Source organism: Arthrobacter sp. MOO21 (genome assembly GCF_057369995.2).
The window spans coordinates 3,737,553-3,752,712 of record NZ_CM170671.2 but is presented as its reverse complement, the minus strand read 5'-3'; the positions used below and the strand labels follow the sequence as shown (position 1 = coordinate 3,752,712).

At 68.0% G+C, this 15,160-nt stretch carries 16 protein-coding genes; 1 reads left to right on the top strand and 15 read right to left on the bottom strand.

Annotation, left to right across the window (positions count from 1 at the left end; genetic code table 11):
* Positions 1-53 precede the first annotated feature (53 nt).
* The 14 genes from nusB to AC2JAJ_RS17425 all read right to left on the bottom strand — a co-directional run bounded on the left by nusB (position 54) and on the right by AC2JAJ_RS17425 (position 13,519).
* Positions 54-464, bottom strand: a complete 411-nt coding sequence (gene nusB, locus AC2JAJ_RS17490; protein ID WP_221384865.1) for a transcription antitermination factor NusB — start codon at positions 462-464, stop codon at positions 54-56.
* Positions 464-1,027 carry an elongation factor P gene (efp, locus tag AC2JAJ_RS17485; protein WP_141941547.1) on the bottom strand — a complete coding sequence of 188 codons (564 nt, stop codon included), beginning with the start codon at positions 1,025-1,027 and terminating at the stop codon, positions 464-466. The genes nusB and efp overlap by 1 nt, the downstream gene beginning before the upstream one ends.
* A gap of 170 nt (positions 1,028-1,197) precedes the next feature.
* Entirely contained in the window at positions 1,198-1,716 is a 519-nt protein-coding gene (locus tag AC2JAJ_RS17480) for a tetratricopeptide repeat protein (RefSeq protein ID WP_221384863.1), read from the bottom strand.
* A complete protein-coding gene (gene aroB / locus AC2JAJ_RS17475) occupies positions 1,716-2,807 on the bottom strand; it encodes a 3-dehydroquinate synthase (protein WP_501053224.1) in 1,092 nt (363 codons plus the stop codon). The genes AC2JAJ_RS17480 and aroB overlap by 1 nt, the downstream gene beginning before the upstream one ends.
* Positions 2,804-3,373 (bottom strand): shikimate kinase, encoded by a 570-nt coding sequence (locus AC2JAJ_RS17470; protein ID WP_486415032.1) that lies wholly within the window; start codon positions 3,371-3,373, stop codon positions 2,804-2,806. The genes aroB and AC2JAJ_RS17470 overlap by 4 nt, the downstream gene beginning before the upstream one ends.
* Positions 3,373-4,572 carry a chorismate synthase gene (gene aroC / locus AC2JAJ_RS17465; RefSeq protein ID WP_486416774.1) on the bottom strand — a complete coding sequence of 400 codons (1,200 nt, stop codon included), beginning with the start codon at positions 4,570-4,572 and terminating at the stop codon, positions 3,373-3,375. The genes AC2JAJ_RS17470 and aroC overlap by 1 nt, the downstream gene beginning before the upstream one ends.
* A gap of 23 nt (positions 4,573-4,595) precedes the next feature.
* Positions 4,596-5,456, bottom strand: coding sequence for a shikimate dehydrogenase (locus AC2JAJ_RS17460; protein WP_486415033.1), 861 nt, complete (start codon positions 5,454-5,456; stop codon positions 4,596-4,598).
* Complete coding sequence (mltG, locus tag AC2JAJ_RS17455) at positions 5,453-7,099, bottom strand: endolytic transglycosylase MltG (protein ID WP_486415034.1); 1,647 nt, start codon at positions 7,097-7,099, stop codon at positions 5,453-5,455. The genes AC2JAJ_RS17460 and mltG overlap by 4 nt, the downstream gene beginning before the upstream one ends.
* The gene (gene ruvX, locus AC2JAJ_RS17450; RefSeq protein WP_221384855.1) at positions 7,096-7,695 is read right to left on the bottom strand and encodes a Holliday junction resolvase RuvX; all 600 of its coding nucleotides are present in this window, start codon (positions 7,693-7,695) and stop codon (positions 7,096-7,098) included. Before ruvX ends, mltG begins: the two co-directional genes overlap by 4 nt.
* A 7-nt stretch (positions 7,696-7,702) precedes the next feature.
* The gene (gene alaS, locus AC2JAJ_RS17445) at positions 7,703-10,381 is read right to left on the bottom strand and encodes an alanine--tRNA ligase (RefSeq protein WP_486415035.1); all 2,679 of its coding nucleotides are present in this window, start codon (positions 10,379-10,381) and stop codon (positions 7,703-7,705) included.
* Positions 10,382-10,500: 119 nt separating this feature from the next.
* Positions 10,501-10,731, bottom strand: coding sequence for a DUF6167 family protein (locus AC2JAJ_RS17440; RefSeq protein WP_221384851.1), 231 nt, complete (start codon positions 10,729-10,731; stop codon positions 10,501-10,503).
* 17 nt (positions 10,732-10,748) lie between these two features.
* A complete protein-coding gene (locus tag AC2JAJ_RS17435; RefSeq protein WP_221384849.1) occupies positions 10,749-11,123 on the bottom strand; it encodes a DUF948 domain-containing protein in 375 nt (124 codons plus the stop codon).
* A gap of 147 nt (positions 11,124-11,270) precedes the next feature.
* Complete coding sequence (gene rpsD, locus AC2JAJ_RS17430; protein WP_043454433.1) at positions 11,271-11,897, bottom strand: 30S ribosomal protein S4; 627 nt, start codon at positions 11,895-11,897, stop codon at positions 11,271-11,273.
* A 170-nt stretch (positions 11,898-12,067) separates the two neighbouring features.
* The gene (locus AC2JAJ_RS17425) at positions 12,068-13,519 is read right to left on the bottom strand and encodes a replication-associated recombination protein A (protein WP_486415036.1); all 1,452 of its coding nucleotides are present in this window, start codon (positions 13,517-13,519) and stop codon (positions 12,068-12,070) included.
* Between the two features lie 62 nt (positions 13,520-13,581).
* Here AC2JAJ_RS17425 and AC2JAJ_RS17420 point away from each other — a divergent pair, with 62 nt between their 5' ends.
* Complete coding sequence (locus tag AC2JAJ_RS17420) at positions 13,582-14,250, top strand: acVLRF1 family peptidyl-tRNA hydrolase (RefSeq protein WP_486415037.1); 669 nt, start codon at positions 13,582-13,584, stop codon at positions 14,248-14,250.
* Here AC2JAJ_RS17420 and AC2JAJ_RS17415 read toward each other — a convergent pair.
* A complete protein-coding gene (locus AC2JAJ_RS17415) occupies positions 14,225-15,079 on the bottom strand; it encodes a GNAT family N-acetyltransferase (RefSeq protein ID WP_486415038.1) in 855 nt (284 codons plus the stop codon). The genes AC2JAJ_RS17420 and AC2JAJ_RS17415 overlap by 26 nt on opposite strands.
* Between the last annotated feature and the right edge of the window lie 81 nt (positions 15,080-15,160).

The window sequence follows — 15,160 nt, the reverse complement described above, 5'->3', positions numbered from 1 at the left end:
CAGGAAGGCCGCGCCCGGGTGGGGCGCGACCTTCATTGCTTGTGTCCAGGCAGCTATGCGAGCAGCGAGGGCTTCAGCTGCTGCAGGCGGCCCAGGAGGCCGTTGATGAACTGCGGGGACTCGTCCGTGGACAGTGTCTTGGCCAGCGCAACAGCCTCGCTGACCGCCACACCGTCGGGAACGTCGTCGTTGTACAGAAGCTCCCAGGTGCCGATGCGCAGGATGATCCGGTCCACCGACGGCATGCGCTCCAGGCTCCAGCCCTGTGAGTAGGTCTCGAGGAATTCGTCGATGGCAGCCTGCTGGGACAGCACGCCCTCGACGATTTCCACCGTGTAAGGGTTGACTACCTGGTCGGTCTTTTCCCGGCGTGCGCGAAGCACGTCGAACGCCGAAACGGAGCGCTGCTCCGCCTCGAAAAGAACATCCAGAGCCCTGCTGCGGGCTTTACCGCGGGCGCTCACTACTCGGTGACCCGGCCCAGGTAGCTGCCGTCGCGGGTGTCCACCTTGACCTTGGTGTTGTTCTCGATGAACAGCGGGACCTGGATCTCGTAACCCGTTTCCAGGGTGGCCGGCTTGGTGCCCGCGGAGGAGCGGTCGCCCTGCAGGCCCGGCTCGGTGTAGGTGATTTCGAGGACAACGCTCGGCGGCAGTTCGATGTAGAGGGGGGTGCCGTCGTGGATGGCGATGTTGACCATCTGGTTCTCGAGCATGAAGTTGGTGGCGTCGCCCACCGTCGCACCGGAGACGGTGATCTGGTCGTAGTCGGAAGTGTCCATGAACACGAAGTCCGCACCGTCCTGGTACAGGTACTGGTAGTCGCGGCGGTCCACAGTGGCCGTCTCGATCTTGAGGCCGGCGTTGAAGGTCTTGTCCACAACCTTCCCGGACATAACGTTGCGCATCTTCGTCCGGACAAAGGCGCCGCCCTTGCCGGGCTTGACGTGCTGGAATTCGATGATGTTCCAGAGCTGGCCCTCAAGCTTCAGGACCGTTCCGTTCTTGATGTCGTTAGTGGTTGCCACTGGTTTCCTCTGGTTTCCGTGTCTGGCCGTGCGGTCAGATGCTGTATGCCGGGCGGGCACGCCTGACGGCCTGCCTGCTCGTGTTTGTCAAAAATCGCGGGGTCGCAAAAATCCCACATCCATTCTACCGGCAAATGCCGGGTGCCCCTCACGGGTCCGTGCGACCCGCTTCAGCAGGCGAGCTCAAGGACGTCACGTGCCCGTTGAAGGGCCACGGTTGAGGAGTAGATCATCGCTGCGTCGGCTGATTGTGCCACGCGCAGGTCCAGGGAGCGGGTGAAGGATTCCACCGCCGCCGCAATCTGGCCGGCGGTGTACTGCGCCTTGCCGAGGAAGTGCAGTGCCACGGCCTCGCGGGGCGTGCCGTGCACTTCGGCGAGGAGCTGCCGGAACAGCTCAATGGCGCGGTCCGTGCGGTGCGTTACGCGCAGCACTTCGGCTTCGAAGACACGCAACCGGAACGATTCGGGATCCTTGAACCGGGCTTCGGCAAGCAATTCGGCGGCCTCCGAAGGGTGGCCCTCCACAAGCAAGACGAAAATGTGGTCCGCGGGGTCGGTGGAGGCGGCAAGGGCAGCGTGGCAGGCGTCCTCGTTGACCACCTGCGGCAGCAGGGTCTCGGGGTTGATGCGGATGCCCGGGAAACCTGCCTCCGGCCAGTCCGCTGTTCCGTTGATGTCGCCCTGCATCAGGAAGCGATCTCCTGGTAGGCCGCGAACAGCAGCGAGGTGTCCGGGACGTCCAGGATGCCCGGTTTGGCGATTCCGTCGAGCACCACGAACCGCAGCAGGTCCCCGCGGGACTTCTTGTCGCGGCGCATGCCGTCCAGCAGCCCCTGCCAGCGGTCCCGGCGGTAGGTGACCGGGAGCCCAAGTCCGTCCAGGATGCTGCGGTGCCGGTCGGCGTCGGCATCGCTGAGCCGGCCAACGCTGCGGGCGAGCTCGGCGGCGAACATCATGCCCACCGAGACGGCGGCGCCATGCCGCCAGGAGTAGCGCTCCACCAGTTCGATGGCGTGGCCCAGGGTGTGGCCGTAATTGAGGATCTCCCGCAGGCCCGATTCCTTCAGGTCTTCGGAGACCACCTTCGCCTTGACGGCAATGGCCCGCTCGATGAGTTCCCGCAGCACGTCCGAGCGGGGGTCCACCACGGCTGCGGTGTCCTTTTCGACCAGGTCAAGGATGGCGGGGTCGGCAATGAAGCCGCACTTGATGACCTCGGCCATGCCGGAGATGATCTCGTTCTTCGGCAGCGTGTCCAGGGTGTCCAGGTCTGCCAGCACGGCGGCCGGCGGGTGGAAGGAGCCCACCAGGTTCTTGCCTTCGGCAGTATTGATACCGGTCTTGCCGCCCACGGAGGCGTCCACCATGGCCAGGAGGCTGGTGGGCATGTGGATGACCTTGACGCCGCGCAGCCAGGTGGCCGCCACGAAGCCGGCGAGGTCGGTGACCGCTCCCCCGCCGACAGCAACGATGGCATCGGAGCGGGTGAAGTCGTTCTGGCCCAGGACCTGCCAGCAGAACGCCGCGACCTGGATGTGCTTGCCTTCCTCGGCGTCCGGAATTTCCGCAGTCAGCGAGGTGAAGCCTGCGGCCGCGAGTTCGTCGCGGACGGCGTCGCCGGTGAGGCGCAGCGCGCGGGGGTGGATCACCAGCACGCGGCGGACCCGCTCACCGAGCAGCGCGGGAAGTCCGTCCAGCAGGCCGCGCCCGACGACAACGTCGTAATTGTTGCCGGCGCCTTCGCCGTTCACTTTGATGACGGTTGATTGCGTGTTCACTTTTCAACTTCCTGTTTGGCAGCTGCGTGATGCCGCAGTGCTGCTTCCAGCCGTTCACCGAGCTCGGATATCGAGCCGTGGCGGACGTCCAGGGTGATGTCGGCGAGCCGCTCGTAGATGGGCCGCCGGGTGGCAAACATTGCTGTCCAGCGGGCCATCGCGTCACCGGCCAGGAGCGGACGGCCCGAGTTCCGGGCGATCCTGTCGGCCACGGTATCGGCGTCGCACTCCAGGTAGACCACGGTGCAGCGGCTGATCAGCTGCTGCGTCCCGGAATCGAGCACCGCCCCGCCACCCAGCGAGATGACGGTGGTTGTGCCCTGGGCCCCTTCGACGGCGTTGGCCACGGTCCGGGCCTCGATCTCCCTGAACGCGCGCTCACCGCGTCCGGCGAAGATGCCGGCAATGGAGCCGTGGCCCGAGACGATGACGCCGTCGGTGTCGATGAACGGGACCCCGAGCTGCTGCGCAAGCTGCTGGCCGATGGCTGACTTGCCGACGGCCATGGGACCGATCAGGACGATCGGCCGCCCGCAGGCGGGTCCGGTTTTGCTGCCGTGGAGCACTACTGCCCGATCGAGTCCAGGGATGCCGGGATGCTTTCCAGGTAGCCCTTGATGTTACGGGCGGTTTCCGTCACGGAGTCACCGCCGAACTTTTCCATGACAGCCTCGGCCAGGACCAGGGCCACCATGGCTTCGGCCACGACGCCGGCGGCCGGGACCGCGCAGACGTCGGAGCGCTGGTGGTGGGCCTTGGCCGGTTCGCCGGTGCTGACGTCGATGGTCCGCAGCGCCCGGGGAACGGTGGCAATGGGTTTCATGGCGGCGCGCACGCGCAGGACGTCACCGATGCTCATGCCGCCCTCGATGCCGCCGGCACGGTTGCTGGCGCGGACAATCCGGCCTTCGGCGTCGCGGACGATCTCGTCATGGGCGGCCGAACCACGGCGCGCTGCGGTCAGGAAGCCGTCGCCGACCTCCACACCCTTGATGGCCTGGATGCCCATCAGGGCTGCGGCGAGCCGGGCATCCAGCCGGCGGTCCCAGTGCACGTAGCTGCCCAGTCCCGGCGGGAGCCCGTAGGCGAGGACTTCCACCACGCCGCCGAGGGTTTCGCCCTCTTTGTGCGCGGCGTCCACTTCGGCCACCATGGCGTCGGAGGTTTCGCGGTCGAAGCAGCGCAGCGGGTCGGTGTCCAGGGCGATGACGTCAGACGGAACGGGCAGCGGCCGGCCCTCCGGAACGGTGACGCTGGCGATGGACACGGTGTGGCTGACAAGCTCGATGCCGAGGTGGTGGAGGAAGCGCGCGGCCACCGTGCCCAGGGCAACCCGGGTGGCGGTTTCGCGGGCGCTGGCCCGCTCCAGCACCGGACGCGCCTCGTCGAAGCCGTACTTCTGCATGCCGGTGAAGTCTGCGTGGCCGGGCCGGGGCCGGGTCAGCGGTGCGTTGCGGGCCTGGTCGGCGAGGAGTTCGGGGTCCACGGGGTCGGCAGACATGATCTGCTCCCATTTGGGCCATTCGGTGTTGCCCACCTGGATGGCAACGGGGCCGCCCTGGGTGCGGCCGTGCCGTACGCCGCCGGTGATGGTGACGACGTCCTGCTCGAATTTCATCCGGGCGCCGCGTCCGTATCCGAGCCGGCGGCGGGCCAGGGAGTCAGCGATGTGCCCGCTGGTGATTTCGACACCGGCGGGGACGCCCTCAATAATTCCCATCAGAGCCGGGCCATGGGATTCACCGGCAGTCAACCAACGCATAATTTCCATCCTGCCACGTAGGGCGGTCACAACGCCCGCCGGGCAAGGCCGACTGCGTCACACATCACATCTATGACAGCTGCGTTAACGTCTTCCCCACGCCGGGAGAAGAGGCGCACCTGCTCCACTGCCTGGTACAGCAGCATCTCAAGTCCGGGCACCACGCGGCCGCCGCCGGCCTGCCACACCGAGGCCAAGAGGCTGGGCCACGGGTCATACGCCACATCCAGCAGGACGCCCGGAGTCGGCGTCTTGAGCGCGGCGACTTCGGCGGCGAGTCCGTCTGCCGCGCGTGGCGGCAGGGTGGAAATAACGACGTCGGCTTCCGCTGTCGGGCGGGCGGCGGCGGCCAGGGGGCCGATTTCGAGGGCAACGCCCAGGCTCTCCGCTGCCGTGCGGACATCGGCCGTACGGGAAGCGTCGCGAACAAAGATCCTGACGCTGGTGGTCCCGAGTTCCCGCAAGGCCGCGACGGCTGACGCAGCAGTTCCCCCGCCACCCAGGATGACGGCAGATGGAGCCATCCGGGTACCGGCATGCCGAAGGGCGTTGACAATCCCGGCGACGTCCGTGTTGGAACCGACGGCGCGGGGACCGTTCGCAGTGTCCTCGAAAGACACCGTATTGACCACGCCCAGGGTCCGCGCCACTCCCCGCACTTCATCGACATGGTCCAGCATGGCCGTCTTCAGCGGCATGGTCACCGACAGCCCGCGCCAGCCGGGCTGGTTCCGGATCTGGCGCATGAAGGACGGCAGCAGTTCCTCGGTGACGTCGATGGCTGTGTAGCTGATACCGGCGTCCAGCCGCCCATACGCCGCAAGGTGCAGGGCCGGGGATTTCGAGTGGCTGATGGGATGGCCCAGGACGGCAGCCCGCAGGCTCATGTGCAGCGGCCCGCGTTGGCCTTGCACCAGGCGTTGTACTGCTCAACGTAGGCGTTGTGCTCGGCCAGCGTCTTGGCGAACTTGGTTTCCTTGGTGTCCAGGTTGATGGTCACCCAGTACAGGTAATCGTTGGACTTGGGCCTGGCGGCAGCGTCGATGGCAGTCTTGCCCGGCGATCCGATCGGTCCCGGCGGCAGGCCGGGGTTCGCATAGGTGTTGTACGGGTTCGATTTGTCCTGGCGCTGCTCATCCGTGAAGTTGAAGCTCCTGGTACCGAGGCCGTAGGTCACCGCGGAGTCCACCTGCAGGAAGCCGCCGGTCTGGTCGTTGGGCTTGAGCCGGTTGTAGATGGCCCCGGCGACGTCGCCGTAGTCGGCCTGGCCGCCTTCGGCCTGGACGATGCTTGCCACGATGACGGCCTCGTACTGTTTGGCGGGGTCGGTGATGCCCTGGGAGACCAGTTCGTCAACGGTGGCCTTGACCAGCGACTGGAGGATGTCCTTGGCGGGGGTCCCCAGTGGGAAGCGGTACTCGCCCGGGGCCAGGTAGCCCTCGAGGTTCTTGGCCTTGGCGGGCAGGCCAAACTGCGTGGGCTGGTCGCTGAGCGCCTGGAGTTGCTGTATGGACACCCCAGAGCCTTCGGAAATAGCCTGCAGGGACTCGCCGATGCGAAGACCGGCGCTGAGCGCAAAGTAAATGACCTTGGTCTTGTCCTTGCCGAGCAGCACGTTGACTGCGTCAGCGTTCTTCATCTCGGTCTTGAAGGTGTAGTCACCCGGCGACAAGGTTCCGCCGGAGGCGTGGAACGCCTGCAGGAACGTGTCCGCGTTGGCGATCACATGCTGGTTTTCCAGGTCTGTGGCGACCGAGCGGGTACCTTCCCCATTGTCCACCGTCACACGGACTTCACCCGTACCCGGACCCGGGTAGTCGGAGGGCTTGCCGCCGCCCAGGAGGGGCTTAAGGAACTGCGCGCCCACGGCCACGGCCGTGACGAAGACGGCCAGGGTGAGGAAGAGCGCCAGCAGTCGACGGCGGCGGCGGACCTTCTTGGATGGGCGGGGCACTGCCTGGGCTGCCGAAGAACCGGGGAGCAGATGGTGGCCTGCGTCGCTGTGGTCCGGCTCCGGGTGTGCGTCGTCGTGGTAGCCGGCGGGGGCATATGCCTGGTCATCGTGCACGTCTTCCTGGTAGTCGTGCCTGTCCGCGTAGTGGACGTCGTCGGCGTAGTTCGCGTCAGCCGCATACCGGTGTCCGGCCATCATTGGGACGGCCTGGGCAGCGTGCGGTTCGCCAGGGGCCGGGACCTCGTGGCCAGGATGCATGTCTTCGTGCTGCGGGCTGTCGACGCGGGGCCCGGCGGCGGGCTGTTCCTCCTGGATGGAGGGCGGCGCCTCGGGAGCCGCCGGAACGGTACCTGCGCCGGGAAGCGGGGCGAAGGAAGGCTCCGGTGCGGCAGAAGCAGCGGGCGGCGCCGCCGGCGGCGGAGGGACCTCGCCCGTTTCGTACGCCTGCGGGGGGACGGCGTCGTGGCCACCCGTGTTGAGGCTCTTCTCGCGCGCCCGAAGCTCCTTGCGGGTCAGCGGCCGCCCCAGCGCGGGGTCCACCGGACCGGAAGTGTCGTCAATGTTGGCAGGGCTCACTGTTGCCTTCCATTATCTGAAGATCGGGCCGTGTCCCCCGGGGTGCCGCGGACAGGCTCGTCCTTGGCGCTGACCCCCAGGTCCACGGCAGGGGGAGGCGGCGTCACGCGTGAGCCGACATCCGCTCCCCTGGCTTTCTGCATGTCGATGGCGTGCTGCAGGATACCCGCCGCCGCGACCTGATCAACTACTTTACGGTGGTTCCTGCTGCTCATGCCAGCTTCGTGCAGGTCGCGGTGCGCCGAGACGCTGCTGAGCCGCTCATCCACGAGGTTCACAGGGACCGCCAGGCCGCGGCCGGCAAGCTCAGCCGCAAGCAGTTCCGCGTAGTCCCTGGCCATGGTCGCGGAGGTCCGTTCCTCGCCCTTCATGGTCCGGGGCAGGCCCACAATGACCTGGACGGCGCCGAGTTCCTCCGCGAGCTTGGCGATGACGCGCACGTCGGAGTTTTTCCGGGCGTTCCGGTCAAGGGTTTTGTAAGGGGTTGCGAGGATCGCGTCGCGGTCGCAGATGGCCACCCCGACCCGGACGGTGCCGACGTCCACCCCCAGTTTGACGCCCTGGGGGTAGCCGCCGGCAGCAACAGCACTGGTCATGGCGGGTCTAGCGCCTTGAGATGGCGTCGACGACAGCGGCCAGGGCAGCGCCGACCTTCAGGGCGTCGGTTCCGCCGCCCTGGGCGACGTCGTCCTTGCCACCGCCGCCACCACCCAGGACACCGGCCGCAATACGCACCAGGGCGCCGGCCTTCACGCCGGCCTCACGGGCCGCCTCGTTGGTGGCTACGAGAATGAGCGGACGGTCGTTGGCGACGCCGGCGACGGCCACGGCAGCGGCCTGCGAACCGAGACGGTTCCGCAGGTCCAGCGCCAGGCCACGGAGGTTGTCCGCGCCACTGACCGTTCCGGCGTCGTGCGCGATGACGCGAACGCCTGCTGCGTCCGTGGCGGTGTCCACAAGCTGTCCGGCGGCTGCTGCCAGCTGTTCCTTGCGGAGCCGGTCGAGTTCCTTCTCGGTCGCCTTGAGCTTGGCCAGGGTGGCCGAAATCCTGTCGGCGAGCTGCCCGGACGGAACCTTAAGGAGGTCGGTCAGTTCGGTGACCAGCGCCCGCTCGGCTGCCAGGTGGCGGAAGGCTTCCATACCCACGAACGCCTCCACGCGCCGGTTGCCCGAGCCCACGGACTGCTCGCCCAGGAGCGAAAGGCTGCCGATCAGTGACGTGTTGGCCACGTGGGTTCCGCCGCACAGCTCACGGGACCAGGCGCCGTCGATCTCCACCACGCGTACTTCGCTGCCGTAGTTCTCGCCGAAGAGCGCCATGGCGCCCATGGCTTTGGCCTCGGCCAGCCCCATGATCTTGGTTTCCACCGTGTAGTTGTTGCGGATGGCCAGGTTGGAGACTTCCTCGATTTCGGATCGCGTCGCCGTGCTCAGGCCCTCGCCCCAGGCGAAGTCGAACCGCAGGTAGCCGGCCTTGTTGAAGGATCCGCGCTGGGTAGCTTCGGGTCCAAGGATCTGGTGCAGCGCGGCGTGCACGATGTGGGTTCCGGTGTGCGCCTGCTCGGCGGCATGGCGGCGTTCACGGTCGACGGCGGCGCGCACCAGGGAATCGGCCCCGATCTCGCCCTCGCGGACGATCGCCTTGTGCACGCTCAGGCCCTTGAGCGGGCGCTGGACGTCCAGGACCTCGACGACGAACCCGTCGCCGGTGATCAGGCCGGTGTCCGCGGCCTGGCCGCCGGCTTCGGCGTAGAACGGCGTCTCGGCCAGCACGAGCTCGATCTCGTCGCCGGTGGAGGCCTGCTGCACCTGACGCCCGCCGGTGAGCAGGCCGCGGACGCGGGACTCGCCGTCGAGTTCGGTGTAGCCGGTGAAGACTGTCTCACCCTGGGCCAGGATGTCCTGGAAGACGGTGAGGTCTGCGTGGCCGCCCTTCTTGGACTTGGCATCGGCCTGGGCACGCTGGCGCTGTTCCTGCATGAGGCTGCGGAAGGCGGCCTCATCCACTTTCAGCCCGGCCTCTTCGGCCATTTCCAGCGTGAGGTCGATCGGGAAGCCGTAGGTGTCGTGCAGCGTGAAGGCGTCGTCGCCGGACAGCGGCTTGCCCGCAGCCTTGGAAGCCACAACGGCTTCCTCCAGGCGTGCCGTTCCGGAGGCGATGGTACGCAGGAAGGCCTTCTCTTCGGCGTAGGCAATCCGGCTGATCCGGTCGAAGTCGGTTTCAACCACAGGGTAGACGCCCTTCATGGCGTCGCGGGAGGCGGGCAGCAGCTCCGGCAGGCAGGCCTGCTCGACGCCGAGGAGCCGCATGGCGCGGACAGCCCGGCGAATGAGGCGGCGCAGCACGTACCCGCGGCCCTCGTTGGACGGAACCACGCCGTCGGCGATCAGCATCAGCGCGGAGCGGATGTGGTCGGCCACGACGCGCATCCGGACATCATCGGTGTGGTGCGGGTCGTCGTCGGACTCCGCGGAGGTGTATTCCTTGCCGGACAGTTCGGCCGCCTTGTCGATCACGGGGCGGACCTGGTCGGTCTCGTACATGTTCTCGACGCCCTGCAGGATCATCGCAAGGCGTTCCATGCCCAGGCCGGTGTCGATGTTCTTCTTGGGCAGCTCACCCACGATGTCGAAGTCCACCTTGGAGCGGACGTTGTCGATCTGGTACTGCATGAACACGAGGTTCCAGATTTCGACATAGCGGTTGTCGTCGGCTTCCGGGCCGCCCTCGACGCCGTAGGCGGGACCACGGTCGTAGTAGATTTCCGAGCAGGGGCCGGCGGGGCCGGGCTGGCCCGTGGACCAGTAGTTGTCCGACTTGCCCATCTTCTGGATGCGGCTGGCGGGGACGCCGGTGTTCTTCAGCCAAAGGTCCCTGGCTTCGTCGTCCTCTTCGTACACGGTGACCCAGAGCCGCTCCGGCTCGAGGCCGTAGCCGCCGTCGTCAACGCCCTTGGTGAGCAGCTCCCAGGCGAACTTGATGGCGTCTTCCTTGAAGTAGTCGCCGAAGGAGAAGTTGCCGCACATCTGGAAGAACGTGCCGTGCCGGGCGGTCTTGCCCACTTCCTCGATATCGCCGGTGCGGATGCACTTCTGCACGCTGGTGGCGCGGGAGTACGGCGCCTCTTCGCGGGCCGTCAGGTAGGGGATGAACGGGACCATGCCGGCCACCGTGAACAGCAGCGAGGGGTCGCTGGAGACCAGTGAGGCGGAAGGAACCGCGGTGTGGCCTTTGCTGACAAAAAAGTCCACCCAGCGCTTGGTGATCTCCTGCGACTTCATGAGCTGTTTCTTACCCTTCGTGGTCCGCCCCGCCAGGCGGCGCGGAAAGTTCGTTCAGATGGCTGGTTCCTTGGGGTGGTCCCTGCCGTTTGGTTCTGGTGCGGGCCGGGCCCGCGGGTTCAGCGGCGGACTACGTCTGCCGCGTCGACGCCGAGGGCGCTGCGCAGGTCCGTTTCACGTTCGCGCATCCCCGCGCGGACGGCGTCGGCGAAGTCGTAGACCCCGTCGGCAAGCCTGCCCACGGCGCGGTTGAGGCCTTCCGGGCCGAGGCTGGACTGGGCTTGGGTCACTTTGCGGAAGGCGATGACACCGATGGCCACGCCGATTCCCATCCAGACAAGTCGTTTCATTCTCGTTCTTTCCGAATCTAGCGGCTGCGGCGCCCGGCTGCGGGCTTCCGGCGGTTGGCGAGGGCCGTGCGGACCCCGTAACTGAAAGCGGCGACCTTGATGAGCGGGGAACCGACCGTGGCGGCAACCAGGGAGGACAGGGCCGAAATGTTGGCGGACGCATCCGAGACATTGGATGCGATGCCGTCCACCTTCTTCAGCTGCTGGTTGGTGGTGGAGACGGTGGCGGTGACCTCGTCCATCAGGGGCGTGGCGCCGTCACTGATGGATTTGATGGCGGTGCGGACCTCGTCAAAGACCTTCCCCAGCTTCAGGATGGGCACCGCGAGCAGCAGCACCAGGAGTGCGAAGACTCCGGCAGCGATCAGGCCGGCAATATCGCCACCAGACATAGACGTTTCATCTCCTCGAAATTCTGTGGTTGGGTGCCATCGCGCGGGGCCCCGGAGGGGCGCGTTGCGCATATGTCCCCCAAGTACCTTACATACAAAGAAGCCCGCGGCGCTTGCCACGGGCTTCTTTGGATACGCTGCTGGGGTTTAGCGTGCGTAGAATTCGACGACGAGCTGCTCTTCGCAGGTCACCGGGATTTCGGAGCGCTTCGGGCGGCGGACCAGGCGGGCCTGGAGTGCCTCGAGCTTGACGTCCAGGTAGGCCGGAACGGCAGGCAGGACGTCGCGGTGGGCGCCGGCTGCGGCAACCTGGAGCGGGACCATGGTCTCGCTGCGGCTGTGGACGTGGACCAGCTGGCCCTCGCCGACGCGGAACGACGGACGGTCAACGCGGATGCCGTCAACCATGATGTGGCGGTGCACAACCAGCTGGCGGGCCTGGGCGATGGTGCGGGCGAAACCGGCACGCAGGACCAGGGCGTCAAGGCGCATTTCGAGCAGTTCGATGAGGTTTTCACCGGTCAGGCCCTTGGTGCGGCGGGCCTCTTCGAAGGCACGGGTCATCTGTGCTTCGCGGATGCCGTACTGGGCGCGCAGGCGCTGCTTTTCACGCAGGCGGACTGCGTAGTCGGAGTCCTGCTTCTTGCGGGCACGGCCATGCTCACCGGGGCCGTACGGGCGGCGCTCCATGTACTTGGCGGCCTTGGGGGTCAGAGCGATGCCGAGGGACCGCGAGAGGCGGGCCTGACGGCGAGCACGAGTGTTGTTAGCCACTTGTGTCCTTCCAATATCTGCGGTGTGTCAGTGTTACTGGCCTCCACGATGGAGAGCATCGGCCAACCGCTGCCTTTTGCTACTGGGCGCAGGGCATAACCTTCCCCACGTGAAAGTGGGGAGATTGTGCGTCCGAGCCTTGCCAGACGAAGATCCAGCCTACCACGGGCTCACTTGCCGCGGACAATCCTGCGCAGCCGCTCCAGCCGCTGGGCAATGTCGCGTTCGGCGCCGTTGCCGGTGGGCTGGTAGTAGTCGCGGCCCACGAGGTCATCCGGCGGGTATTGCTGGGTGGCGACGGCGTGGGGTGCGTCGTGGGCGTACTTGTAGCCCACGCCATGGCCCAGCTGCTTGGACCCGGGGTAGTGCGCATCGCGCAGGTGTGCGGGGATCCCGACGCCGAGTCCGGCCCTGACGTCCGCGATGGCCTTGTTGATGCCCATGTAGGCCGCGTTCGACTTTGGTGCCGTTGCCAGGTGGACCACCGCCTCGGCGAGGATGATCCGGCCCTCGGGCATCCCGATGAGCTGGACCGCCTGCGCCGCCGCGACGGCCGTTTGCAGGGCGCTGGGATCCGCCATGCCCACGTCCTCCGCCGCGGAAATGACGATCCGCCGGGCCACGAAGCGCGGGTCCTCCCCCGCCTCGAGCATGCGGGCGAGGTAGTGCAGCGCCGCGTCAACGTCCGAGCCCCTGATGGACTTGATGAAGGCACTGGCCACGTCATAGTGCTGGTCCCCGGCGCGGTCGTAGCGGACGGCCGCGACGTCCAGGGCGCGTTCGGTGTGGCGCAGGTCCACGGTGACCGGCTCTGCGGTGACCGGCTCCCCGGCCGCACCGTCCTCCCCTGCGGAACGTTCGACGTCGTCCGCGTCACCGAAAGCGACGCCGGCGGCGGCTTCCAGCGCAGTCAGGGCCCGGCGGGCGTCACCGCCGGACAACCGCACGAGGTGCTCCAGCGCTTCATCGCTAAGCTGCACCTTCCCGCCCAGGCCCCGGGGATCCGCCACGGCCCGCACCAGCAGGCCCTCGATGTCGGCGTCCGTCAGCGGCTTGAGCGTGAGGAGCAGGGAACGGGACAGCAGCGGCGACACCACCGAGAACGACGGGTTTTCGGTGGTGGCTGCCACCAGGACCACCCAGCGGTTTTCTACGCCGGGCAGCAGGGCGTCCTGCTGGGCCTTGTTGAAGCGGTGGATCTCGTCCAGGAACAGGACGGTGGTGGTCTTGTACAGGTCGCGGGCGGTGAGGGCATCATCCATGACGCGGCGCACGTCCTTAACGCCGGCGGTGATGGCGGACAGTTCCACGAACTTGCGCCCCGGTCCCCGGGCGATCACGTGAGCGAGCGTGGTCTTGCCGGTGCCGGGCGGCCCCCACAGGATCAGCGAACTGGGACCTGCCGGCCCCGCGGCATCGGCGCCTGCCGCCAGCTGGCGCAGCGGCGAACCCTGGCCCAGGAGGTGCTGCTGGCCCACCACTTCGTCCAGCGTGCGCGGCCGCATCCGCACGGCGAGCGGGCTGCGCGGCGCCTTGGCTCCGGTGCCCGCCCCGGGGCTGCCCGCGGCGACCGGACCATCGTCGTCGTCGTTGTCGGGGCCGTGCCCGAAGAGATCATCCACCTAGATAGGCTACTTCCATTGCCCACCTGCGCCGCCCGCGTTCCGCCACGGAAGGAATCCCCATGCCAACCCCTGCTGCCGCCGGCGGTACGCCGTCTGTCCGGACAACCTTCGTTTCCGGGCCCCGGCTGGCGGGCTGGGCCGAGCGGTTCGGGGCCGCCCACGGCGGCTACCGGCTGCAGGACGGCGACGACGGCCTCCACCTGGTGGCAGCCGACGGTGCCACGGCGCTGCTGCAGGCACCCTGGCCGGACGACGGCCGGCCCGGACGGGGCGCAGGCCCCCTGGAACGGCTCGCGGCCCTGGCCTCCCAGCCGCGGCGGGTCGGACTGCTGCTGGTGCGGCGCGGCGGCTACGGGATCGGTGTGGCCAGCGAGGGACTGCTGCTGGCGTCCAAGGCGGGCACCCGCTACGTGCAGTCACGAACTGCCGCGGGCGGCCAGTCCCAGCAGCGATTCGCCCGGCGCCGGTCCAACCAGGCGGACGCCCTGGTGGCCGCCGTGGCGGAACAGGCTGCGCAGGTGTTCCGCGCTGCCCCGTTCGAGTACGTGGTGCCCGGCGGCGACAGGACCCTGGCCGGCCTCGTCCTTGCGGACCCGGCCCTGCGGGAGTATGCCCGGCTCCCCCGCCTTGGCTACCTGGATGTGGCAGATCCCCGGGCCGCCGTTGTGAAGAAAGCCGCTGCGGACGCGTGCTCGGTGCGGGTCACGGTGACGGATCCGGCCGGGTAGGCGGCGCTTCTTCCTGCCGCTGCCGGGCGTCGTTCAGCAACCCGTCAGAGCGCGGGCGGGGACGCTCCTGCCTGTACCGGTAGCGCCCCGCTTCCGTGAACCCGGCAGTGGCATACAGGGCTTGCGCCGCGTGGTTGGGCGCCGTCACCAGCAGCCAGTAGCCGGACAGCCCCTGTTCCGCCCTGGCGTGCAGCAGGGCCCGCAACACGGCGGCGCCATGGCCCCGGCGGCGTGCCTCCGCCCGGGTGGCCATGCAGTACACACCCCCGTGGGCGCCATCGGCCGGAATGGCCAGGCGCCCGACGGCGGCCGGCAGCCCGTGCCCGTCGCGCACCAGTGCATAGATGGACGGACAGCCCAGCAGGATGTCCCGCGCCGTGGCCAGGGCGTCCGCACCGCTGCGTCCGTCCACCTCCCACCAGGCTTCCAGCCAGTCGGCAGACGGCTCCCGGGAGATTTCCACCCCAGCCTGCTCCGATGTTCCGGTCAACGGCCCGCGCGTCATGACGAGGGTTTCGGACTGCCAGGTAAAGCCCTCGGCATCAAGCAGGCCGTTGAGTGCGGCAGCGTGCTGCCCGTCGAAGACCTGGAAGATCACCGGCAGCCGCCGGCTGCGGTACCAGGACCGGGCTTCGCGGAGCTGGGCCTGCTGCAGGTCCGGATCCCCGCTTATGGTTCGCGGCCAGATGGAGTTGGCTCGCTGGGTCACGCCGCCGGCAGCCCGCAGCACCCACCCGCCGGCCTCGTGCCGGTCGAGGGCCGGCCACGCGGCGTCCATTGCGGTTTCCAGGTCCATCGGGGCGCGCTCCAGGGGCTGTGTTGCGGTCACGGACTGCTCCTTTTGGATCAGGGCCGTTAAACCCGGAGGCTCCCCGGTTGCACGGGGAGCCTCCAGGTGGCCGGGCCTGCT